We start from the raw sequence: 20058 nt of genomic DNA on the forward strand, positions 1-20058 counted from the left end.
CAGTAGGAATGTTTTCCGTTACAATCTTTGTAAGCGTTTGTTTAAAGCTACAGAGAGTCAGGTGTAAACAGTGAAAAATAAAGAGCTTAATTTACATACTTTATATACACAGCACAGCCGGCAGTCTTGGTCAGGATTTGGGGGCCATTTGTCGATTGCTGTTTCTGAAGAAGAGGCAAAAGCTGTTGAAGGGCTGAATGATCATCTATCCGTAGAGGAAGTGGAGACGATCTATATTCCGCTTGTTCGCCTGCTTCATTTGCATGTCAAGTCCGCTGCCGAACGAAATAAGCATGTGAATGTTTTTTTGAAGCACCCTCATTCAGCCAAAATTCCGTTTATCATCGGCATTGCCGGCAGTGTCGCAGTCGGGAAAAGCACAACAGCGCGGATTTTGCAGAAGCTGCTTTCGCGTTTGCCGGATCGCCCCAAGGTCAGCCTGATCACGACAGACGGCTTTTTATTTCCTACAGCTGAGCTGAAGAAGAAAAACTTGCTGTCAAGAAAAGGATTTCCTGAAAGCTATGATGTGAAAGCGCTCCTTGAATTTTTGAATGACGTAAAGTCAGGAAAAGAAAGAGTGAAGGCCCCTGTATATTCTCATTTAACCTATGACCGCGAGGAAGGTGTGTTCGAGGTTGTAGAACAGGCTGATATCGTGATCATCGAAGGGATTAATGTTCTTCAATCGCCGACCTTGGAGGATGACCGGGAAAATCCCCGCATCTTTGTTTCCGATTTCTTTGATTTTTCAATTTACGTAGATGCGGACGAAAGCCGGATTCTTACCTGGTATTTAGAGCGTTTCCGACTTCTTCGGGAAACAGCCTTTCAAAATCCGGACTCGTATTTTCATAAATTTAAAGACCTGTCTGACCAGGAGGCTGACGAGATGGCAACCTCGATTTGGGAGAGTGTCAACCGCCCTAATTTATATGAAAATATTTTGCCGACTAAATTCAGGTCAGATTTAATATTGCGAAAGGGAGACCGGCATAAGGTAGAAGAAGTGTTAGTGCGAAGGGTGTGACCATTATGCATCATATTGAACTGTATGTCTCCGATTTGAAAGCGTCTAAGCGGTTTTGGGGATGGTTTTTAGCAGAGATTGGCTATAATGAGTTTCAAAAATGGAGTTCCGGCATCAGCTGGAAGAAAGATCACTTTTACCTTGTGATTGTTCAGGCAAAAGAAGAATGTCTAGAGCCGAAATATCACAGGTGCCGTGTCGGGCTGAACCATCTCGCGTTTCATGCTGAATCCAAGCTTCAAGTCGACCTGATGACTGAAAAATTGATGGCGAAAGGCTATCGTGTGCTGTACCGAGACCGGCATCCTTTTGCCGGAGGAGACGGGCATTATGCAGTCTATTGTGAGGACCCTGACCGGATCAAGGTAGAGCTCGTTGCCCCAAGCGGTTAATCGTTTTGGTCTTCGGACATGCTGTTAAGCTTTTTTTCGATTCGGTCCAGCTGTGCTTTACGGTTTTTCGCATATGTAGAGCCGATCACAGCCGCCGAGATAACAGCGGCAAACATAAAAAATACGATCAGCTGAAACATGATATCACCTATATTCATATTTCATCACCTCGTTTTTGCGGGAGAGAGCGATTCTCTCCCCTCTTCTTGTGTTAAAGCGGCTTCCCCAGTCCGGGTTGCTGCTCAGTGATTTCCGCTTTCATCCTCCGATAGGCAAACACTAAAAACGGCAGGCCAAGCAGGGTGATGCCGCTAAGGACAGAAAAAATGGAACTTGGATGCCCGGCACCAAATGCATCTATACATAAGCCGCCGGCCCAAGGGCCAATCACATTCCCAAACTGCGAAAAGCCGATCGCTCCGAAATACGTTCCTTTTAATCCGGGTTTTGCAATCTGGTCTACAAACAAATCCATCATACAGAATAAGAGCACTTCTCCAATTGTAAATGCAACCACAATGATAACAAGTGAAGAAACCCCGTGTGACATGGTAAGGATCATCATGCTGGCGCTGATCATGATATTGCCGAGCATCAGGGAGCAAAGCGGCGAAAACCGTTTACCAAGGTGGACGATGGGAAACTGTGTTGCCAAAACAACAATTGCGTTTAATGTCAGCATCAAGCCGTACAATTTTGTCCCATTTTCGATAAAGGGATTTTGCGCCATATATTGCGGAAATGTAGAGCTGAACTGCGAATAGCCGAAGATGCATAGTGTAATGCCGATAAGAGCAACTGTAAAAAGACGATCCTTTTGCGTTACCATAAACGCTTCCCGAACGTTCAGATTTCTGGATTGTTCTAATGTCGCGGGTGGATGCTTTTTAAATTGGATGGCAAGGATGACACCGTACATCCCATAAATCACCGCGGGCACCAAAAAAGGAGCGGTAGATTGTGATGAACCAAAGTACAGACCGAGCACAGGGCCGAAGACAACGCCGATATTAATGGCTGCATACCGTAAATTAAAAACCAGCAATCTTGTTTTTTCTTCTGTCATATCTGACAGCAAAGCTTTTGAAGCAGGTTCAAACAGTGATTTACAAAGTCCGTTTAACGCATTTACCACAAAAAATACCCAGAGGTGAGAAGCGGCTGCAAACCCTGCAAACACCAGCATCCAGCCGAAAATGGATACAAGCATCATGTTCTTTCTGCCGAATTTGTCCGAGATATATCCGCCATAAAAGCTTGCAATGATACCGACTGATGAGCTCGCCGCAATGACAAGCCCCGCATAGGACGCTGAAGCGCCTTGGACAGCTGTTAAATAAATCGCTAAAAACGGAATGCTCATCGATGTTGCCATCCTGCCAAAAATGGTTCCGATAATAATTGTCCAGCTGATTGGGTGGATATCTTTCCATGTCTTCATGTTTATTGTTCTCTCCTGTTAGTAAGATCTTTTTCTATCATACATGAAAAAATTTCCTTATCCAACGGGGGATTAAATTTTTTTACTTACTGGTTTATATGGGATTGTATTACACTATGTGTGCGCAGGATGACCTTTGTTTTTTGAATGGTTCATGTTTCACGTTGACGATGGCGTTTACGCCGTTGAAGTGGAGGGTGAAGTACACGGATTTTTGTTCGGCGCTTATATCATGAAAGTGCAATTCTCATTGAGCAGGAAATGCCCGGTCAGTTTAAAGACATTAGGAAGGCGGGAGAAGCAAACGGATTTCCGTTCGAAGACGTTGACCCATCAGGCTGTAGATCATATCGGCGGGGTTCCTGAAATGCTGAGTGAGACCGGGCATCAGATTAAAGTTTATGCTGACGGGCTTGAGCGCCCGTATATGAGAAGGGGCGCTTCCCGTCGATATCAGCCGCGTCCCTTCTGGCCATACGAAAACAGATATACGAAATTTCTCCAACAATGAAGGTGCATGTCACTAAGAAAACAGCCCTTGGTTTGTGACGTAGTCATAAATGATATCCTCTATATGCGCATGCAGGTCCTCGTCTGGATCTTCATTTTGTCTTTCCTCTAAAGCAGCTTTCAGGCTTTGTTTTTCATACGGGCTTAACGGATCAATGGCAACATTTCGGCCGTATTGGCGCAATGCCTGTCCCAACATTTTTTCGACAAATTTCTCCATATTGACTCTCCTATCTTTATGCTCGCTTTCATTCTACTAAAAGTTTTACCTCTCTCAAACCCTTGCATCATATTTTCTGTCAGACAAGAATCATTTACCAGTATAAATCGAACATATTTTCGCATATAATATGAAAGCGAACATAAGTTCTTTTTAGAGGTGTGTATGATGAAAGAAAAAGTGATTTTTCTCGTTGACATGCAATCGTTTTATGCATCTGTAGAGAAAGCGGAAAATCCACATTTGAAAAATCAGCCGGTGATTGTTTCGGGTGATCCGGAAAGGCGGGGCGGAGTTGTATTGGCTGCATGCCCGCTGGCGAAACAAAAAGGGGTAGCCAATGCCTCACGCCTGTGGGAAGCGCAGGAAAAGTGCCCTGAAGCTGTTGTGCTCCGGCCTCGTATGCAGCGGTATATTGATGTATCGCTGCAAATCACCGCCATTTTAGAGGAATATACAGATCTTGTGGAACCCTATTCCATTGACGAGCAGTTCATGGATATCACAGGCAGCCAGAAGCTGTTTGGGGCGCCCGAGGAGATTGCTAAAAGCATTCAGGACAGAATCATGCGGGAGGTCGGCATTTATGCCCGGGTCGGAATCGGCCCTAATAAAGCGCTTGCCAAAATTGCGTGTGACAATTTTGCCAAAAAGAATAAGAACGGTATTTTCACGTTAACGAAAGAAAATATGAAAACCGAGATGTGGCCGCTTCCGGTGGGGAGTATGTTTGGCGTCGGGAGCCGGATGAAACATCATTTAAATCGAATGGGCATCAGCACGATCGGCGGGCTTGCGGTTTTTCCGCTCGAGCTTTTAAAAAAGAAATGGGGCATTAACGGACACGTGCTGTGGATGACGGCGAACGGAATCGACTATTCTCCTGTGTCAATGGCATCGCTGGACGGACAAAAAGCGATTGGCCACGGAATGACACTCCCGAAAGACTATGAACACTTTGACAAAGAAATAAAGGTCGTTCTGCTGGAGCTGAGTGAAGAGGTATGCAGGCGAAGCCGAAACGCCGGGATGATGGGGCAGACGGTTTCGGTGAGCTGCAGGGGGGCTGACTTTGATTTGCCGACCGGCTTCAACCGGCAAGTGAAGCTGGCGGAACCGACCAATTCTACGCAGGATGTGTACCAGGCTGTATGCAGACTGTTTCTCAAGTTTTGGGACGGGAAGCCTGTCCGCCGCCTCGGGGTCAATCTCTCTCAGCTCTCATCTGATGAAGTATGGCAGCTTAATTTATTTCAGGATTATGCAAAGAAGATGAGCCTCGGCTATGTGATGGACGGGATTAAAAACCGGTTCGGCGACACGGCGATCATCAGGGCGGCCTCACTGACAGCGGCAGGCCAGGCGTTTGAACGAGCGGCTAAAATAGGAGGGCATTATAAATGAATGAGCATTTAAAAAGAGGCAATCTGCTGTGGGAAGGAAGCCGAATGTTTCTGCCTGAACATAAACAAAGCCTGCTTGAGAGAAAACACCATAAACAGAAGCTGCAAAGGCCAATCCTTGATTCGGATAAGCTGGAGGAGATGAACCAAACGCTTTGCATGGCAATGGAATTTGCTCAGGACATTACTGTCAGCTGCTTTCAAGATGGCGAAATTGTCACCTGCAGCGGGAAAATCTGCCGCTATGAAGAATTTGAAAAAACAGTGTGGATAAAAGGGGACGCCGGCAAGCTCTGTAAGCTGAGACTTGATCAGGTGCTTGATATTTTTCTGTAAATGTTCCCCCTCCTGGAGGGGGAGAACTAGATGTGAAAATAGCAAACATTGTTCCGTCAGCAGTCTGGAAACGTATGATACAGAAAAGAAGGCATTTACAATTCCAGTCAGGCAAAATATAATTTTTATATTGTGAGAAAAAAGAGACATTCGTTTTGCCAGACGGAGGGAGATCAAATCGTAATGGATATTCGAACAATCACGTCTTCAGATTATGAAATGGTAACGTCTGTAATGAATGAATGGTGGGGCGGCAGGCAGCTGAAAGAAAAGCTCCCGCGATTATTTTTTGAACATTTTCAGGACACCAGCTTTATCACACATGAACATAACAGCATGACTGGATTTTTAATCGGATTTCAATCGCAATCAGATCCTGTAACGGCATACATCCATTTTTCCGGTGTGCATCCGGATTTCAGAAAAATGCAAATTGGAAAACAATTATACGATGTGTTTATTGAAGCAGTTAAGAAGAGGGGATGCACCCGGGTAAAGTGCGTCACGTCCCCGGTAAATAAGGTGTCAATCGCGTATCATACAAGACTGGGATTTGAAATTGAAAAAGGCGGCAAAACAGTGAATGGCATCTCAGTATTTGCAAATTACGATGGACCGGGCCAAGACAGGGTTCTTTTTGTGAAAAACATATGAGGAGGAACCGCTATGGATTTTTTGTCAAAAACACCTGAGCCTCCTTATTATGCTGTTATCTTTTCTTCTGTCAAAAGTGAAAATGACGAAGCATATGGAGAAACAGCAGAGCGGATGGTTTCGCTTGCGGCGAGCCAGCCCGGATTTTTAGGTGTGGAAAGCGTTCGCGAAGCGGATGGAACCGGCATCACAGTTTCCTATTGGGAGAGTATGAACGCAATCAATCATTGGAAGCATCACACCGAACACCAGGCAGCGAAAGAAAAAGGAAAAAGCGTATGGTATGAATCGTATGCGGTCCGCGTCGCCAAAGTCGAGAAGCAGCGGCTGTTTTCAGGAGAAAACAAATGATTGCATTTCTTCAGCATAAGGAAGAGGATGTATCGCGTGAGATTATTGACGTTCAAAAGCCAGCTTATGTAAAAGAAGCGGAGCTTATCGGTTTTGACGGAATCCCTGCTTTACACGAAAAAGCTGAGGATATCAGAGCCTCTCAGGAGCGATTTGCGGGATACCGGGAAGACGGGAAACTGCTCGGTGTCATTTCATACGAGAAGTTTATGCATGAGCTGACCATTTGCAGGCTTGTTGTGCATCCCGACGGTTTCAGAAAAGGCATCGGACGAGCACTCGTGCAATTTGTTATTGATCAGAACGAAGACGCTGAGAAAATCGAGGTAGTAACAGCCGAGAAAAACAGCCCGGCCGTGTCGCTGTATACGCAGGCAGGATTTGTAAAGACGAAAACCGTCAAAGCGTCAGAGGGGCTTTTGCTGTCAGTCTTTCATCTCTATCCGAAAAGAAAGGTTGAAGTCGTTCACTACAATGAAGAATGGGCAAGGCTGTTCAGTGAGGAAAAAGATCGTCTGAAGCTTGTGCTCGGCCCGGAGATCATTGACGTGCATCATGTCGGAAGCACATCGATACCAAATATGGCGGCAAAGCCGGTCATTGATATCCTGATTGCAGTAAAGGATATCGCGGCCGTGAACCAATATGATTCGAAAATGGCGGAGCTCGGCTATATGCCGAAAGGAGAAAACGGCATGATTGGCAGACGCTATTTTCAAAAGGGCGGAAATAAGCGTACCCATCATGTCCATATTTATGAGGGAGGGCATCCTGCTATTGAACGGCATTTGGTGTTCAGAGATTATCTCACAGCTCATCCGGAAATAGCGAATGAATACGCCGCGCTCAAAAAACAGCTGGCGGCCCAGTACCCGGACAATATCAAGCCGTACATACAGGGAAAAACCGATTGGATCAAGGCTGCAGAAGAAAAAGCGAAGCGGTGGAAAAAAGGCAGAAACAATGCGAACGGACGCGTGGTGTGCTACAATAGCGAAAATGAAAAAAACGGGGGTTTCACCTTATGAACATTCATGTGACAGATGCAGCAAAACAGGCACTGCAGCAGGCGCTTGACGCCAACCCGGGAAAAAAGGCACAGCTCCGTTATGACGCTGAAGGATGCGGCTGCGCAGTAAGCGGTGTACCGACCATCTGGGTGACAGAGGAATTAGCGGGACAGTGTGAGCAGCTGGAAACGAACGGCATTCCGCTATATATCCAGTCGTCGCAAAAAGTGTTTTTTGACGATCAAATGACAATCGATTACAATGAAAAAGCCAAAACGCTGGCGCTGAAAAGTCCGGCTCAAATGCTCAGTCCAAGAATGAGCATATTAGTAAAGTAGGGAGACACGAAACGTGGAACAAAAGCTGAAGTCAATTAAGAATACAGCACAGAATAAAACGTGGGTATCCTTTCTGAACAAAAACCATCCCTACACCCTGCTGCATTGGTCAATCGGAGGAGCGCAATCCGTCGAGAAGGATGTTTGGCTTTTGCAGGATGAAATGACATTTGAAGCGCAGGAGTTTACTACGATAGACCTTGCGATTGAATGGATCAGTGAAAATATGGATGGCATCACCGACGTTTTATGATGGAAAAGCGAAAGGCCGAAAGGGGCCTTTCGCTTTTTACGTTATTTTGTCTAAAAAGGCTTGCACGGTTTTTCGATACGTGTCCCGATTTTTTGTATACGACATGGCGTGTTCTCCAGCTTCAGCAATATAGAGTTCCTTTGGACCGGGCTTTTTTTTATAAAGCCGCTCGGTTGCAGAAACAGGAATATAATCATCGTGCCTGCTGTGAATAAAGAGGACCGGCTTTTCGATCGTTTCGATGACGGCAAGCGGAGATACATCGCGTGCGCGGTAGCCGTCCCTGAACCGCAAAAAGGAGTCGGCAATGGGAAGAATCGGCCAGGAAGGCAGCCGGTATTCCGCTTTCAGACGATACGCAAGCTGTTCCTCGAAGCTTGCAAACGGGCAATCGGCAATATAAAAATCAGCGCCATCGTCAGGATGTGCGCCTGCATACAGCAGAGCAGTCACTGCTCCCATTGATTCACCATGAATTCCGACCAATCCGCGGTTACAGGTTTTGTCTTTGACCCATTTGACGACCTCGTTTAAATCATCCTTTTCATAAAAACCATAGCTTGTAGTCTTTCCGCCGCTTTGTCCGTGCCGGCGATGATCGTAAATCAGCACATTCCAGCCGAGATCAAGAAATAAATCCATATATTTGACAGAATTCAATACATTCACGGTCACACCGTGGCAGATGACCATTGTATTTGATGTATCGTGTGGTGCAACATAGTAGCCTTTTATATCATATCCGTAAGCCGATGGAATCACAAAAGCCGTTTTCTCCATGCGTTCAAACGATTCAAATACATCATGCCCGTCATCTGTTTCTCTTTTCATAATCTCTTCGTCGGTTTTTTTCTTTATGAACATAATGATATTTGTGAAACAAATACCGATAGCAGCTACAGCTGCCAAGACAGCGCCGACGGCTAAAAGGAATCTTTTCAAAAGACACAGCACCTTTCAACTCTATTATGGATAACCTTCTAAAACCATTATACCTAAACGCTGCTGAGCCGGCAGAAAAATATGACAGCGTTTTTCCGAAGAGAGTCTGCTTGTTCAGCCTGAATCTCCATGATAAACTGGCTTCAAAACAAAACACGGGGGAAGCGAGCATGAAAAAACAAAAATCCACTGACAAACACCAGTTAAAAGACGACCTTCAATCCGATATAAAAGAAAAGCTGATGCAGATGAAAAGCCAATTGAAGGAAGAGGATCAGGAGAGACAGAAAAGAGAAAAAGCAGAACAGATCAGAAAGAAAAAGGAGATCGAAAAAAACAAAAGCTTTGAACAGCTCCTCGATGAAAGCCAGCTTGATTGGCATCAATACAAATAAACCAGCACCCGGTCAGGTGCTGGTTTTCTTTATGAACGGTGCGCTTCGTAAACGTCTTGTTTCGTATGAGATTGGAGCGCTTTGATTTCCTCTTCACTTAAACGCCGTGCGTTTGCAGCATAAACGTTTTCCCGTAACTGCTCAATCTTACTGGCGCCTGTAATCACTGAGGCGACAGCAGGCTGTGCTAACAGATACTGCAGCGACTTTTCTGTCATAGACAGATCTGGCGCGACATTCTCCATCGCTTTGCGGGCATTTGTCAGTGTCTCGAACGAATAGGATAAGTACCCGTTTTGTTTGATACTGTCAGCCGTTTGTTCAAGCGGTTTCTCAGTCAGCAGCCCTTTAGCGACCGGGCCCCTGGCAACGACACTGATCTGATGTTCCTCTAAAAACGGGAGCCATTCCTCCGGCCGTCTGTCAAACAGGCTGAATTGCATCATAATGCTGACGATGTTTGACTTTTTCACATATTCTTTAATGACGTTCGGGCGAATAGAAGAAATTCCATAATAACGAATGACACCTTCTTGTTTTAATTCTTCAAATGCTTCAATCGTTTCATCAATGTTATCTTCTATTGTGCCGCCGTGAAGCTGATACAGGTCGATATAATCCGTTTTCAGACGTGACAAGCTCTTTTTCACAGCTTCTTTTATGTAAGCTTTTGAAGGGTCCCAATACCAGCCTTCACTTTCGTCACTCCAGCGGTTTCCGGCTTTTGTGGCCAAAATGATATCCTGGCGTCTGTTTTGAATCGCTTCGCCGACGATTTCTTCATTGCGGCCGCGGTCATACAAATCAGCTGTGTCCAGATAGTTGATGCCAAGCTCAATGGCTTCATCAAGGATCGACAGCGCTTTATTTTTTTCGGTTCCAAGGGACATACAGCCAAGTCCGACTTCGCTTATTTCTATATCAGATGAACCTAGTTTGCGCTTTTTCATGTGCACACTCCTTTTTTAGGCTTTGTAATGACCGTAATATAAAGGAGCGGAGTTTTCAACTTTTACGGCTCGGAAATCCAATCTTTCACATACCGGAATGTGCGCCCGTATTCCTTGAGCTTCGCCCGCACCTCCCACGCTTTTCCCACTAAAACGACGCCCTTTTGCATACGGTACACTTTCATAAAGAAGCCCCCTTTTCTCTAGTATGATAAAATGTATGGGGCATGATATAGAGACAGAACGGGAGATGAAGAAATGAAACACTTAGAAGAAAAAACAATTGCTAAAGAACAGATTTTTTCGGGTAAAGTTATTGATCTTTATGTAGAGGACGTCGAGCTCCCAAACGGAAAAACGAGTAAACGCGAAATTGTAAAACACCCGGGTGCGGTAGCGGTGCTGGCTGTCACAGACGAAGGGAAAATCATAATGGTGAAACAATTCCGGAAGCCGCTGGAGCGGACGATCGTTGAAATACCGGCCGGAAAGCTGGAAAAAGGAGAAGAGCCGGAGTATACGGCGCTTCGGGAGCTGGAAGAAGAAACAGGATACACAGCGAAAAAGCTGACTAAAATCACAGCATTCTATACATCGCCCGGTTTTGCCGATGAAATTGTCCACGTTTTTCTTGCGGAAGAGCTGTCTGTGCTTGAAGAAAAACGGGAGCTTGATGAGGACGAGTTTGTTGAAGTGATGGAGGTGACGCTTGAAGACGCACTGAAGCTGGTTGAGTCGCGTGAGGTATATGACGCAAAAACAGCCTATGCGATTCAATATCTTCAGCTGAAAGAAGCGCTGCAAGCATAAAAATGAAAAAGATTTACGCGGATTTACACATTCATATCGGCCGGACCTATACAGGAAGGGCTGTCAAAATAACAGGTGCAAAAACCCTGACGCTGGACCGGATTTTGGTTGAGGCCAGTGAATATAAAGGGATTGAACTTCTCGGGATTATTGACTGCCATTCCCCGGAAGTCATAATAGAGCTTGAGGAAGGCATTGCTTCAGGCAGGTATCACGAGCTTGAGGGCGGCGGAATCCGTTATCGCAGCACAACTCTTTTATTGGGAAGCGAGCTGGAGATTTACGATGAAGCCTGCAGCGGGCCGATTCATGTGCTCGCTTTTATGCCGACACTCGCTGATATGAAACAATTTTCAGCCTGGCTTTCAGCGCGGATGAAAAATATTCACTTAAGCTCGCAGCGGATATACGAAACAGGCTTGAACCTTCAAAAAAAAGTAAAGGAAATGGGCGGATTGTTTATCCCCGCCCATATTTTCACGCCCCACAAAAGCTTGTACGGAAAAGGGGTTAAGTCAAGTTTAACTGAGGTTTTTGATCCTTCTATGATAGATGCGGTCGAGCTTGGTTTAAGCTGTGACACACCTATGGCTTCACGGGTATCCGAATTGAATAAATATTCATTTTTAACAAATTCTGATGCGCATTCCTTAGGGAAGATCGGCAGAGAATATAATGAATTATATGTGCAGTCAGCTGATTTTTCTGAGTTTGCTCTTGCATTAAAGGGGCAGGACAACAGGAAAATTACTGCAAATTACGGATTAGATCCGCTGTTGGGGAAGTATTATCAAACGGCTTGTGAAGTATGCGGGGAGCGTACAGTGAGCGGGGCAACGGCGTGCGCGGAATGCGGAAGTGCCAGATTGACAAAGGGTGTCAGCGAAAGACTGCGCGAACTGAGTGATCAGTCTGGAAAAGGCATAACGCGTCCTAGATATGTCCATCAGATACCGCTGCAATTTGTTCCGGGTGTCGGACCGAAAACCCTTGACAAGCTGAAGACTGCCTTTGGCACAGAAATGGCTGTTCTCCATGAGACTTCAGAGGAGGATCTGGCGCGGGTTGTTCCGCCGAAAACCGCCGCTCTTATTGTGAAAGCGAGGTCAGGAAAGCTTGAACTGAAAGCCGGAGGAGGAGGAACCTACGGGAAAGTTAAGTCGTGAGTGAAAATTAACTCAGTTCCTCCTGGACTTTTCTCTTTGTCCGGATAAAGGTGATCAGCTGTATAATTTCGTCTTCAGACAGCGGCTTGCCGTCAACAGCAATATCAATGTCAAGGCTGCTCCACGTGGTCAATTCAATGGTCTGAGGAGCAGTCTGCTTTTGCTTTGGGCGGCCTAAGAGGTCATCGCAGGTTGTGTCAAAAAGGTCTGCCAGCATTGCCAGCGCCTCAAGTGAAGGGCGGCGGTAGCCGGACTCGTATCCCGCGTATGTGCTTTTTGCGATGCCCAGGAGGTCAGCCGTATATTGAAGCGACCAATTTTTCTTTTTTCTCAATTCAGTTAAACGATCTAAATTCATGGACTTCCGCTCCTTTTTCAACTTGAGCTGATTATATCATATAGGTATTCGGAAGTGTACGCGAATTGAATAATAATGTCTTGCGTATTTTATTTTCCGTGTCTATAATTGCATTAAAAGTATGCGAAAAGCGAATGCCTTCTCGCAAACCCATCTTTAGATATAGTGAAGAGGTGTATGGTATGAAAAAATTATTGATGTTGACAACTGGGGGAACGATCGCTTCAGTTGAAGGGGAAAACGGGCTTGCCCCGGGGGTGAAGGCTGACGAGTTGTTAAGTTACGTATCAAAACTTGATAACGATTACACGATGGAAACCCAATCGCTTATGAATATAGACAGCACCAATATGCAGCCTGAATACTGGGTAGAGATAGCGGAAGCCGTTAAGGAAAATTATGATGCCTATGACGGGTTTGTTATTACCCATGGTACAGATACAATGGCCTATACATCTGCCGCATTATCTTATATGCTGCAGCATGCTAAAAAGCCGATTGTGATTACAGGCTCGCAAATTCCGATTACCTTTCAAAAGACAGATGCCAAAAAAAATATTACAGATGCCATTCGCTTTGCCTGTGAAGGCGTAGGTGGGGTTTATGTTGTGTTTGACGGCAGAGTCATTCAAGGAACACGTGCGATCAAGTTAAGAACGAAAAGCTATGACGCGTTTGAAAGCATCAATTATCCATATATCGCTTTTATTACAGAAGACGGGATTGAATACAACAAACAAGTAACGGAACCTGAGAACGACTCCTTCACGGTTGACACGTCACTATGCACAGATGTTTGTCTGCTTAAGCTGCATCCGGGCTTAAAGCCGGAAATGCTGGACGCTCTGAAAAGCATGTACAAAGGAATTGTCATCGAAAGTTATGGCAGCGGAGGCGTTCCGTTTGAAGGCAGAGACATTTTGTCCAAAGTAAATGAGCTGATTGAAAGCGGCATCGTTGTCGTCATTACGACTCAATGCTTGGAAGAAGGCGAAGATATGAGTATTTACGAAGTCGGCCGCAGAGTCAATCAGGACTTGATTATCCGCTCTAGAAATATGAACACTGAAGCAATCGTTCCTAAATTAATGTGGGCACTCGGCCAATCCTCAGATCTGCCGGTCGTAAAAAGAATTATGGAAACACCGATTGCCGATGACGTTGTCCTGTAAAAAAGCTAAAATTATAACCATTATAGAGAAAGTAGGTTAAAGATTATGTTAAACGGCCAAAAAGAATACCGCGTGGAAAAAGATTTCCTTGGAGAAAAACAAATTGAAGCAGATGTCTATTACGGCATCCAAACGCTGCGTGCTTCAGAAAACTTTCCGATTACGGGATATAAAATCCATGAAGAAATGATTAACGCGCTGGCGATTGTAAAAAAAGCTGCCGCTCTTGCAAACATGGATGTAAAACGGCTGTATGAAGGAATTGGCCAAGCTATCGTACAAGCCGCTGACGAGATTCTGGAAGGCAAGTGGCACGACCAGTTTATCGTCGATCCGATTCAAGGCGGCGCTGGTACATCCATGAACATGAATGCGAACGAGGTCATCGGAAACCGCGCGCTCGAAATCATGGGTCATAAAAAGGGAGAATACATCCACTTAAGCCCTAACACACACGTTAATATGTCACAGTCAACAAACGATGTGTTTCCGACAGCCATTCATATTTCTACACTGAATCTGTTGGAAAAACTGCTTAATACGATGGAAGACATGCATGGTGTGTTTAAACAAAAAGCACAGGAATTTGATTCTGTCATTAAAATGGGACGGACTCACCTTCAAGACGCTGTTCCGATTCGTCTCGGCCAGGAATTTGATGCATACAGCCGTGTTCTTGAGCGTGATATTAAACGCATTAAACAATCACGGCAGCACCTGTATGAAGTCAACATGGGCGCTACTGCAGTCGGCACTGGCCTGAACGCCGATCCGGGATATATCAAACAAGTCGTTAAACACCTTGCTGATATTAGCGGACTGCCTCTTGTCGGCGCTGACCATCTTGTCGATGCAACGCAAAATACAGACGCTTACACAGAAGTTTCTGCATCATTAAAAGTCTGCATGATGAACATGTCGAAGATCGCAAACGATCTTCGTTTAATGGCATCGGGACCGCGCGCCGGACTTGCGGAGATTTCTCTGCCTGCCCGCCAGCCGGGATCTTCCATCATGCCGGGTAAAGTCAATCCGGTTATGGCGGAGCTCATTAACCAAATTGCGTTCCAGGTGATTGGAAACGATAATACCATCTGCCTAGCTTCAGAAGCAGGTCAGCTTGAGTTAAACGTTATGGAGCCAGTGCTCGTCTTTAATCTGCTGCAATCAATCAGCATTATGAACAATGGTTTCCGTTCCTTCACTGACTATTGCTTAAAAGGCATCGAAGCTAATGAAAAACGCTTGAAACAATACGTAGAAAAAAGCGCTGGCGTTATTACCGCTGTGAATCCGCATCTTGGTTATGAAGCGGCTGCCCGAATCGCCAGGGAAGCGATTATGACAGGCCAATCCGTCCGTGATCTTTGCCTTCAGCATGATGTGCTGACAGAAGAAGAATTGGATATCATTTTAAATCCATACGAGATGACAAAGCCAGGGATTGCTGGAAAAGAGCTATTAGAAAAATAAAATTTAAACAAAATGCAGCTTATTCACCCCTGGTTAGCCGGTGAATAAGCTGTTTACAAGCATAGGGATGAGGAAGTATAGTATACGTGTTGCACTATTTATTGAAAGCGTTTTAGCTTTTTCATTAAGGGGGACTTCTTTTGAAGGATGTAAGATTGCCAACACTATTTGAAATTATTATCGTACTAGGAGCATTTTTAGCACTTGTTCTGTCGTTTACAGTCTTTTTAGACTTGCCAATACAGCTAGCGCTTTTTGTTTCTTGGTTTATTGCAATGATTCTCGGAATCAGACTGGGTTATTCATATAAAGATCTGCAAAACGCGATTGTTCATGGGATATCTAATGGTCTTGAAGCTGTTCTGATTCTCGTTTCAGTCGGAGCGCTCATTGGAACATGGATTGCCGGAGGCGTCGTGCCGACCTTGATTTATTATGGATTAGAATTTATTCATCCTAGTATCTTTTTACTCGCAACGTTAATTATTTGTTCTATTATGTCTGTAGCGACAGGAACGTCATGGGGAACAGTAGGAACAGCCGGCATTGCCATGATCGCAATTGGTGAAGGCCTCGGAATCCCGCTTCCTCTTGTAGCTGGAGCCATTCTTTCCGGAGCTTACTTCGGGGACAAGCTGTCTCCTCTGTCTGACAGTACAGTCCTGGCTTCTTCATTATCAAAAGTGGATGTATTGGCTCACGTCAGAGCGATGCTTTATTTATCAATACCAGCATATGTGATTACGGCTATTCTCTTTACAGCTGTTGGATTTATGTACGGCGGGAAAAATATTGATCTCGACAAAGTTGAATTTTTGAAATCTTCATTGCAGAATACATTTGACATTCATATTTGGATGCTGATTCCGGCTGTTGTCGTAATCGTCTTATTAGCGATGAAAAAGCCGTCTATGCCGGTTATCGTAATTGGTGCATTGCTTGGGGCTGCTTGGGCTGCTATTTTCCAAGGCATGAATATCGCCGATGCGATTGCAACTGCGTACAACGGATTCTCTATTAAAACAGATGTTGAGTTTTTAAACGGCCTCTTAAACCGCGGAGGCATCGTCGGTATGCTTGACTCTCTCGTCGTGATTATCTTTGGTCTCGGCTTTGGCGGATTGCTTGAAAAACTCGGTGTATTAAAAGTGATTGTCTCTACTTTTGAAAAGAAATTAACATCAGCAGGCAATGTGACATTATCTACGCTGATTGTAGCATTTTTGGCGAACATCTTCGGGTGTGCTATGTATGTATCTCTTATTTTGACACCGAAGATTATGGAAGACAGCTATGACCGTTTGCATCTGGACAGAAGAGTTCTATCCCGTAATTCAGAGGTCGGGGGAACTTTGACTTCAGGTATGGTCCCTTGGTCTGATAACGGCATTTACATGGCCGGGATTTTAGGAGTTTCTACCTTCTCTTATCTGCCATTTATGTGGCTCAGTTTTGTCGCAATAGGTCTTGCCATTATCTATGGTTATACAGGAAAATGTATATGGTATACGAAAAACGATACAGCTCAAGCTGAAAAACTAGGCTAAGGGGAGGATCACTGAATGATAGCGAAACACATGATTCGGACACTGATGATAGAAACGCCTTCGGTTCCCGGAAATCTCGGAAGAGTGGCTACAGCAATCGGCCTTCTGGGCGGAGACATTGGTGATGTGGAGACGGTAAAAGTCGGACCCAATTACACGATGCGCAATATTACTGTACAAGTGGAAAATGAAGAACAGCTTCAGGAAGTGATCATGGCTGTTCAGGCTCTTGGCGAAGGGATCAGGCTTCACACGGTATCTGATGAAGTCCTGTCTGCTCATGAAGGCGGAAAAATCCAAATGAAAAGCAAAATGCCAATCCGTTCGCTGGCAGAGCTCGGGCGTGTCTATACCCCAGGTGTAGCAGACGTCTGCAGACTGATCGAGAAAGAACCTCAGAAGGCTGATATCTACACAACAATCAGCAACTCGGTCGCAATTGTAACCGATGGAACAGCGATTCTCGGCCTTGGTAACATCGGCTCTGTGGCGGGAATGCCTGTTATGGAAGGAAAGGCAGCGCTGTTTGATCAGCTGGCAGGGATCAGCGGTATCCCGATTTTGCTGGATACAAGTGATCCTGAAGAAATTATCAATACGGTAAAACATATTTCACCAGGATTTAACGGCATCCTGCTTGAGGATATCGGGTCACCGCATTGCTTCGAAATTGAAGATCGCCTAAAAGAGGAGCTCAATATCCCTGTCATGCACGATGATCAGCATGGGACAGCTGTCGTCACGCTGGCAGCTGCCATTTCGGCATGTGAAAGCGCGGGCGTTGACTTGAAAGAAGCAAAAGTGGGGCAGATCGGCCTCGGCGCAGCGGGCGTAGCCATCTGCCGGATGTTTATGGCTTACGGCGTCAAAGCTGTATGCGGTACAGACAAATCAGAGGCGGCGATGAGTCGTCTTGAGCAATACGGCGGACAGACAGCTGACAGCATCGAAGAGTTAATGGGAACATGTGATATTGTCATTGCCACAACAGGAGTTCCTGGTTTAATTAAACCTGAATTCGTACGATCTGGTCAGGTCATATTGGCATTATCCAATCCGAAGCCGGAAATTGAGCCTGAGGCTGCTTTGCAGGCCGGCGCAGCGTATGCGGCTGACGGGCGGTCTGTGAATAATGTGCTTGGCTTCCCGGGTATATTCAGAGGAGCACTGAATGCCAAAAGCAAGGAGATCAATCACGATATGCTTGTGGCGGCAGCAGAGGCCATTGCAGCCTGCACAAAGCCAGGCGATGTGGTTCCGCAGCCGCTGGATTCAAAGGTCCATCACGAAGTGACAGCCGCCGTTGAACGCGCAGCTCTTACAGCAGTCAAACATTAAAATGAAAACAGCACCTGGCACGACAGGTGCTGTTTTTTTCTGACAGATTCAAAACATTTTAATAACATGTTCCATTTGCTATCATGAACCAAAATGAAACAGGGAGTGGTCAGCATGGCAAAAAGCCGAGCGAAAAGAAAACGGGAGCATCTGCTTAGAAACAGCGGACGGGACGCCTTATTATCAAGAGGCAGTTCTCCATCCTTCAGCACCCATGAAAGAATGGTTAAAAGAAAGCATAAACACAAAAATCCTTATGATCATAATGCCTTTGATGATAGGGATTTTTTTATGCCCGAAACAGCCGCCTAGCAATCTCTATCGTTTCTTTTTGAAAAAGAGCATGTTTTTTCGTTTCTTTCATACAATCTATTAAATCAAATCAATAGAGCGGGCGGGAGGAAACGATATGCGGAAAATTTCTTATAAGGACATGTTTCTCGGGCATGTAAAGGATCATCTCTCACTTTATATATTTGTGTCTGTCCTGTTTTTCATGGGTGTGATTTTTGGCGCTATTATTGTGAACAGCATGACGATCAGCCAGAAAGAAGATTTATATTATTATTTAAGCCAATTTTTCGGACAGCTATCAGACGGAAAGCAGGCCAGCTCATCCGATATGTTTTGGCAAAGCATTTTTCATAATGTAAAGTATTTAGGGCTGATGTGGATTTTAGGCATTTCTGTGATTGGTATGCCGATCATTTTCATTATGATTTTTCTAAAAGGAATTGTTGTCGGATTTACTGTGGGATTTCTCGTCAACCAGATGGGAATCAGCGGTTTTTTCTTATCCTTTGTCTCGGTTTTGCCGCAAAATGTGCTGCTTATTCCGGCTTACCTCATTATGGGCACGTGTGCGATTGCATTTTCTTTAAAGCTGATCAGGCAGCTGTTCGTCAAACGAAGTCTGCATGATGCGCCGATCCAGTGGTTCGGGCGATATGCTGTTGTTCTCCTGATCATTTTATTTTTAGCGCTGATCTCGTCTCTCTTTGAAGCATACATGTCGCCTGTTTTGATGGAAAAGCTGACATCGCGACTTTTTTAAAAATATTATTAAAAGAAAATCATTTTATTTATCAGTTTATAATAATTATAGTTGGAACTCCGCGCTTATTTTGTTATAATGAGTCATGGAATGCGGCGTAGGAGGGAAAGACATGGAAAACCGTATTGATCGAATTAAGAAACAGCTGCACTCATCCAGCTACAAACTTACGCCTCAGCGTGAAGCGACAGTAAGAGTGCTGCTTGAAAACGAAGAAGACCATTTAAGCGCAGAAGATGTATACCTCCTCGTAAAAGAGAAATCTCCTGAGATCGGTCTCGCAACAGTATACCGTACGCTTGAATTACTAACTGAATTAAAAGTCGTTGATAAAATTAACTTTGGAGACGGCGTGTCCCGTTACGATCTTCGTAAGGAGGGGGCAGCTCACTTCCATCACCACTTGGTGTGCATGGAGTGCGGAGCCGTTGATGAAATTGAAGAAGATTTGCTTGAAGACGTAGAAGAAGTCATTGAACGTGATTGGAAATTTAAGATCAAAGATCATAGATTGACGTTTCACGGCATTTGCCACCGCTGTAACGGAAAAGAAACTGAATAGACGATGCCGGGCTCGAACCTTTTCTCTTGGGGAAAGGGTTTTTTGCTGTTTCGACGTATAATTCCTTTCTGATTTGGCATATGGTTTAAATAACTGGAACCATAGAGAAAGGATCGATTGGGACATGGGAAGATTCCTGAAAACGGCTGTTGATACATTGAAGGTTTTTATTCTGTTCACAGGTTTTACCGCTCTCTTCTATTATGCTATGATATGGGTAAATCAAGAGTATGAAAACTATCATCGGTACGATAAACCGGAAGGCTCTGCCGTAAAAGTTGTTGAAATGGATGCGGAAGAAAAAGGCGGATGGTTTGACCGGTTAATCTTTTTTTACCAAAATGGGGAGTAGA

Annotated in this window: 27 protein-coding genes and 1 pseudogene; 21 read left to right on the forward strand and 7 right to left on the reverse strand. The window is 44.9% G+C overall.

From position 1 onward, the window contains the following. Positions 1 to 70: 70 nt before the first annotated feature. Both coaA and ACQVGS_RS09170 read left to right on the forward strand, forming a co-directional pair. Positions 71 to 1030: a type I pantothenate kinase gene (gene coaA, locus ACQVGS_RS09165; protein WP_024121956.1), complete on the forward strand. Its 960-nt coding sequence runs from the start codon at positions 71 to 73 to the stop codon at positions 1028 to 1030. Positions 1031 to 1035: 5 nt separating this feature from the next. Next, positions 1036 to 1422 carry a VOC family protein gene (locus ACQVGS_RS09170; protein ID WP_106020062.1) on the forward strand — a complete coding sequence of 129 codons (387 nt, stop codon included), beginning with the start codon at positions 1036 to 1038 and terminating at the stop codon, positions 1420 to 1422. On the opposite strand, the gene ACQVGS_RS09175 is transcribed toward ACQVGS_RS09170, so the two are convergent. Beyond that, on the reverse strand, positions 1419 to 1580 hold the full coding sequence (locus ACQVGS_RS09175) for a hypothetical protein (RefSeq protein ID WP_024121954.1): 162 nt from the start codon (positions 1578 to 1580) through the stop codon (positions 1419 to 1421). The genes ACQVGS_RS09170 and ACQVGS_RS09175 overlap by 4 nt on opposite strands. A 53-nt stretch (positions 1581 to 1633) precedes the next feature. Further along, positions 1634 to 2863 carry an MDR family MFS transporter gene (locus ACQVGS_RS09180; RefSeq protein WP_268544978.1) on the reverse strand — a complete coding sequence of 410 codons (1230 nt, stop codon included), beginning with the start codon at positions 2861 to 2863 and terminating at the stop codon, positions 1634 to 1636. A 136-nt stretch (positions 2864 to 2999) separates the two neighbouring features. Between ACQVGS_RS09180 and ACQVGS_RS09185 the strand changes: the two genes are divergently transcribed. Next, positions 3000 to 3374, forward strand: a complete 375-nt coding sequence (locus tag ACQVGS_RS09185) for an MBL fold metallo-hydrolase (protein WP_095713227.1) — start codon at positions 3000 to 3002, stop codon at positions 3372 to 3374. Between the two features lie 12 nt (positions 3375 to 3386). Here ACQVGS_RS09185 and ACQVGS_RS09190 read toward each other — a convergent pair whose 3' ends face one another. Further along, on the reverse strand, positions 3387 to 3593 hold the full coding sequence (locus tag ACQVGS_RS09190) for a YqzH family protein (RefSeq protein ID WP_010334838.1): 207 nt from the start codon (positions 3591 to 3593) through the stop codon (positions 3387 to 3389). Between the two features lie 165 nt (positions 3594 to 3758). Between ACQVGS_RS09190 and ACQVGS_RS09195 the strand changes: the two genes are divergently transcribed. From ACQVGS_RS09195 to ACQVGS_RS09225, 7 genes and pseudogenes are all read left to right on the forward strand, one after another. Beyond that, on the forward strand, positions 3759 to 4997 hold the full coding sequence (locus tag ACQVGS_RS09195) for a DNA polymerase IV (RefSeq protein ID WP_491831444.1): 1239 nt from the start codon (positions 3759 to 3761) through the stop codon (positions 4995 to 4997). Beyond that, positions 4994 to 5332, forward strand: a complete 339-nt coding sequence (locus ACQVGS_RS09200) for a YolD-like family protein (protein ID WP_024121949.1) — start codon at positions 4994 to 4996, stop codon at positions 5330 to 5332. Before ACQVGS_RS09195 ends, ACQVGS_RS09200 begins: the two co-directional genes overlap by 4 nt. Positions 5333 to 5515: 183 nt before the next feature. Next, the gene (locus ACQVGS_RS09205) at positions 5516 to 5986 is read left to right on the forward strand and encodes a GNAT family N-acetyltransferase (protein WP_127696800.1); all 471 of its coding nucleotides are present in this window, start codon (positions 5516 to 5518) and stop codon (positions 5984 to 5986) included. 12 nt (positions 5987 to 5998) lie between these two features. Continuing rightward, positions 5999 to 6356 (forward strand): annotated as a pseudogene (locus tag ACQVGS_RS09210) (antibiotic biosynthesis monooxygenase family protein). Further along, positions 6334 to 7365, forward strand: a complete 1032-nt coding sequence (locus ACQVGS_RS09215) for a GNAT family N-acetyltransferase (RefSeq protein ID WP_491831447.1) — start codon at positions 6334 to 6336, stop codon at positions 7363 to 7365. The pseudogene ACQVGS_RS09210 and the gene ACQVGS_RS09215 overlap by 23 nt, the downstream one beginning before the upstream one ends. After that, a complete protein-coding gene (locus tag ACQVGS_RS09220; RefSeq protein ID WP_024121945.1) occupies positions 7362 to 7685 on the forward strand; it encodes an iron-sulfur cluster biosynthesis family protein in 324 nt (107 codons plus the stop codon). The genes ACQVGS_RS09215 and ACQVGS_RS09220 overlap by 4 nt, the downstream gene beginning before the upstream one ends. 13 nt (positions 7686 to 7698) lie before the next feature. Beyond that, on the forward strand, positions 7699 to 7938 hold the full coding sequence (locus ACQVGS_RS09225; protein ID WP_024121944.1) for a DUF2552 family protein: 240 nt from the start codon (positions 7699 to 7701) through the stop codon (positions 7936 to 7938). A gap of 36 nt (positions 7939 to 7974) precedes the next feature. Here ACQVGS_RS09225 and ACQVGS_RS09230 read toward each other — a convergent pair whose 3' ends face one another. After that, the gene (locus ACQVGS_RS09230; RefSeq protein ID WP_151175122.1) at positions 7975 to 8880 is read right to left on the reverse strand and encodes an alpha/beta hydrolase; all 906 of its coding nucleotides are present in this window, start codon (positions 8878 to 8880) and stop codon (positions 7975 to 7977) included. 170 nt (positions 8881 to 9050) lie between these two features. Here ACQVGS_RS09230 and ACQVGS_RS09235 point away from each other — a divergent pair, with 170 nt between their 5' ends. Beyond that, a complete protein-coding gene (locus ACQVGS_RS09235; RefSeq protein WP_151175121.1) occupies positions 9051 to 9275 on the forward strand; it encodes a YqkE family protein in 225 nt (74 codons plus the stop codon). A 29-nt stretch (positions 9276 to 9304) separates the two neighbouring features. Here ACQVGS_RS09235 and ACQVGS_RS09240 read toward each other — a convergent pair whose 3' ends face one another. Continuing rightward, on the reverse strand, positions 9305 to 10225 hold the full coding sequence (locus ACQVGS_RS09240) for an aldo/keto reductase (RefSeq protein WP_491831451.1): 921 nt from the start codon (positions 10223 to 10225) through the stop codon (positions 9305 to 9307). Between the two features lie 62 nt (positions 10226 to 10287). Further along, positions 10288 to 10410, reverse strand: a complete 123-nt coding sequence (gene mciZ, locus ACQVGS_RS09245) for a Z-ring formation inhibitor MciZ (protein WP_010334819.1) — start codon at positions 10408 to 10410, stop codon at positions 10288 to 10290. Positions 10411 to 10483: 73 nt separating this feature from the next. On the opposite strand from mciZ, the gene nudF reads away from it, so the two are divergent. Together nudF and ACQVGS_RS09255 are read left to right on the forward strand one after the other, a co-directional pair. Beyond that, entirely contained in the window at positions 10484 to 11035 is a 552-nt protein-coding gene (nudF, locus tag ACQVGS_RS09250; RefSeq protein WP_044154761.1) for an ADP-ribose pyrophosphatase, read from the forward strand. Between the two features lie 2 nt (positions 11036 to 11037). Beyond that, entirely contained in the window at positions 11038 to 12201 is a 1164-nt protein-coding gene (locus tag ACQVGS_RS09255; protein WP_254517705.1) for a TIGR00375 family protein, read from the forward strand. A 7-nt stretch (positions 12202 to 12208) separates the two neighbouring features. On the opposite strand, the gene ACQVGS_RS09260 is transcribed toward ACQVGS_RS09255, so the two are convergent. Further along, a complete protein-coding gene (locus tag ACQVGS_RS09260; RefSeq protein ID WP_024121939.1) occupies positions 12209 to 12559 on the reverse strand; it encodes a helix-turn-helix domain-containing protein in 351 nt (116 codons plus the stop codon). A 182-nt stretch (positions 12560 to 12741) separates the two neighbouring features. Here ACQVGS_RS09260 and ansA point away from each other — a divergent pair, with 182 nt between their 5' ends. From ansA to ACQVGS_RS09300, 8 genes are all read left to right on the forward strand, one after another. Continuing rightward, a complete protein-coding gene (ansA, locus tag ACQVGS_RS09265; protein WP_024121938.1) occupies positions 12742 to 13731 on the forward strand; it encodes an asparaginase in 990 nt (329 codons plus the stop codon). A gap of 45 nt (positions 13732 to 13776) precedes the next feature. Then, positions 13777 to 15204 carry an aspartate ammonia-lyase gene (aspA, locus tag ACQVGS_RS09270; RefSeq protein ID WP_491831455.1) on the forward strand — a complete coding sequence of 476 codons (1428 nt, stop codon included), beginning with the start codon at positions 13777 to 13779 and terminating at the stop codon, positions 15202 to 15204. A 140-nt stretch (positions 15205 to 15344) separates the two neighbouring features. Continuing rightward, complete coding sequence (mleN, locus tag ACQVGS_RS09275; protein WP_024121936.1) at positions 15345 to 16751, forward strand: malate-H+/Na+-lactate antiporter MleN; 1407 nt, start codon at positions 15345 to 15347, stop codon at positions 16749 to 16751. A 15-nt stretch (positions 16752 to 16766) separates the two neighbouring features. Beyond that, positions 16767 to 18089 carry an NAD-dependent malic enzyme gene (locus tag ACQVGS_RS09280; protein WP_095713217.1) on the forward strand — a complete coding sequence of 441 codons (1323 nt, stop codon included), beginning with the start codon at positions 16767 to 16769 and terminating at the stop codon, positions 18087 to 18089. Between the two features lie 114 nt (positions 18090 to 18203). Further along, positions 18204 to 18401 carry a ribosome rescue factor BrfA gene (brfA, locus tag ACQVGS_RS09285; protein ID WP_254517701.1) on the forward strand — a complete coding sequence of 66 codons (198 nt, stop codon included), beginning with the start codon at positions 18204 to 18206 and terminating at the stop codon, positions 18399 to 18401. A 97-nt stretch (positions 18402 to 18498) separates the two neighbouring features. Next, positions 18499 to 19143, forward strand: a complete 645-nt coding sequence (spoIIM, locus tag ACQVGS_RS09290; protein ID WP_024121933.1) for a stage II sporulation protein M — start codon at positions 18499 to 18501, stop codon at positions 19141 to 19143. Positions 19144 to 19255: 112 nt separating this feature from the next. Beyond that, positions 19256 to 19705, forward strand: a complete 450-nt coding sequence (gene fur / locus ACQVGS_RS09295; RefSeq protein WP_024121932.1) for a ferric iron uptake transcriptional regulator — start codon at positions 19256 to 19258, stop codon at positions 19703 to 19705. Positions 19706 to 19829: 124 nt separating this feature from the next. Further along, complete coding sequence (locus ACQVGS_RS09300) at positions 19830 to 20057, forward strand: YqzK family protein (protein ID WP_010334808.1); 228 nt, start codon at positions 19830 to 19832, stop codon at positions 20055 to 20057. The last annotated feature ends 1 nt before the right edge of the window (position 20058 follow it).

It is taken from the genome of Bacillus sp. SD127 (genome assembly GCF_058566445.1).

Bases quoted from the DNA above. Each gene is read 5' to 3' on its own strand.
- ACQVGS_RS09170 (WP_106020062.1), top strand. From the start codon at position 1,036: ATGCATCATATTGAACTGTATGTCTCCGATTTGAAAGCGTCTAAGCGG.
- ACQVGS_RS09175 (WP_024121954.1), bottom strand. From the start codon at position 1,580: ATGAATATAGGTGATATCATGTTTCAGCTGATCGTATTTTTTATGTTT.
- ACQVGS_RS09180 (WP_268544978.1), bottom strand. From the start codon at position 2,863: ATGAAGACATGGAAAGATATCCACCCAATCAGCTGGACAATTATTATC.
- ACQVGS_RS09190 (WP_010334838.1), bottom strand. From the start codon at position 3,593: ATGGAGAAATTTGTCGAAAAAATGTTGGGACAGGCATTGCGCCAATAC.
- ACQVGS_RS09195 (WP_491831444.1), top strand. From the start codon at position 3,759: ATGATGAAAGAAAAAGTGATTTTTCTCGTTGACATGCAATCGTTTTAT.
- ACQVGS_RS09200 (WP_024121949.1), top strand. From the start codon at position 4,994: ATGAATGAGCATTTAAAAAGAGGCAATCTGCTGTGGGAAGGAAGCCGA.
- ACQVGS_RS09205 (WP_127696800.1), top strand. From the start codon at position 5,516: ATGGATATTCGAACAATCACGTCTTCAGATTATGAAATGGTAACGTCT.
- ACQVGS_RS09215 (WP_491831447.1), top strand. From the start codon at position 6,334: ATGATTGCATTTCTTCAGCATAAGGAAGAGGATGTATCGCGTGAGATT.
- ACQVGS_RS09220 (WP_024121945.1), top strand. From the start codon at position 7,362: ATGAACATTCATGTGACAGATGCAGCAAAACAGGCACTGCAGCAGGCG.
- ACQVGS_RS09235 (WP_151175121.1), top strand. From the start codon at position 9,051: ATGAAAAAACAAAAATCCACTGACAAACACCAGTTAAAAGACGACCTT.
- ACQVGS_RS09240 (WP_491831451.1), bottom strand. From the start codon at position 10,225: ATGAAAAAGCGCAAACTAGGTTCATCTGATATAGAAATAAGCGAAGTC.
- mciZ (WP_010334819.1), bottom strand. From the start codon at position 10,410: ATGAAAGTGTACCGTATGCAAAAGGGCGTCGTTTTAGTGGGAAAAGCG.
- nudF (WP_044154761.1), top strand. From the start codon at position 10,484: ATGAAACACTTAGAAGAAAAAACAATTGCTAAAGAACAGATTTTTTCG.
- ACQVGS_RS09255 (WP_254517705.1), top strand. From the start codon at position 11,038: ATGAAAAAGATTTACGCGGATTTACACATTCATATCGGCCGGACCTAT.
- ACQVGS_RS09260 (WP_024121939.1), bottom strand. From the start codon at position 12,559: ATGAATTTAGATCGTTTAACTGAATTGAGAAAAAAGAAAAATTGGTCG.
- ansA (WP_024121938.1), top strand. From the start codon at position 12,742: ATGAAAAAATTATTGATGTTGACAACTGGGGGAACGATCGCTTCAGTT.
- aspA (WP_491831455.1), top strand. From the start codon at position 13,777: ATGTTAAACGGCCAAAAAGAATACCGCGTGGAAAAAGATTTCCTTGGA.
- ACQVGS_RS09280 (WP_095713217.1), top strand. From the start codon at position 16,767: ATGATAGCGAAACACATGATTCGGACACTGATGATAGAAACGCCTTCG.
- brfA (WP_254517701.1), top strand. From the start codon at position 18,204: ATGGCAAAAAGCCGAGCGAAAAGAAAACGGGAGCATCTGCTTAGAAAC.
- spoIIM (WP_024121933.1), top strand. From the start codon at position 18,499: ATGCGGAAAATTTCTTATAAGGACATGTTTCTCGGGCATGTAAAGGAT.
- fur (WP_024121932.1), top strand. From the start codon at position 19,256: ATGGAAAACCGTATTGATCGAATTAAGAAACAGCTGCACTCATCCAGC.
- ACQVGS_RS09300 (WP_010334808.1), top strand. From the start codon at position 19,830: ATGGGAAGATTCCTGAAAACGGCTGTTGATACATTGAAGGTTTTTATT.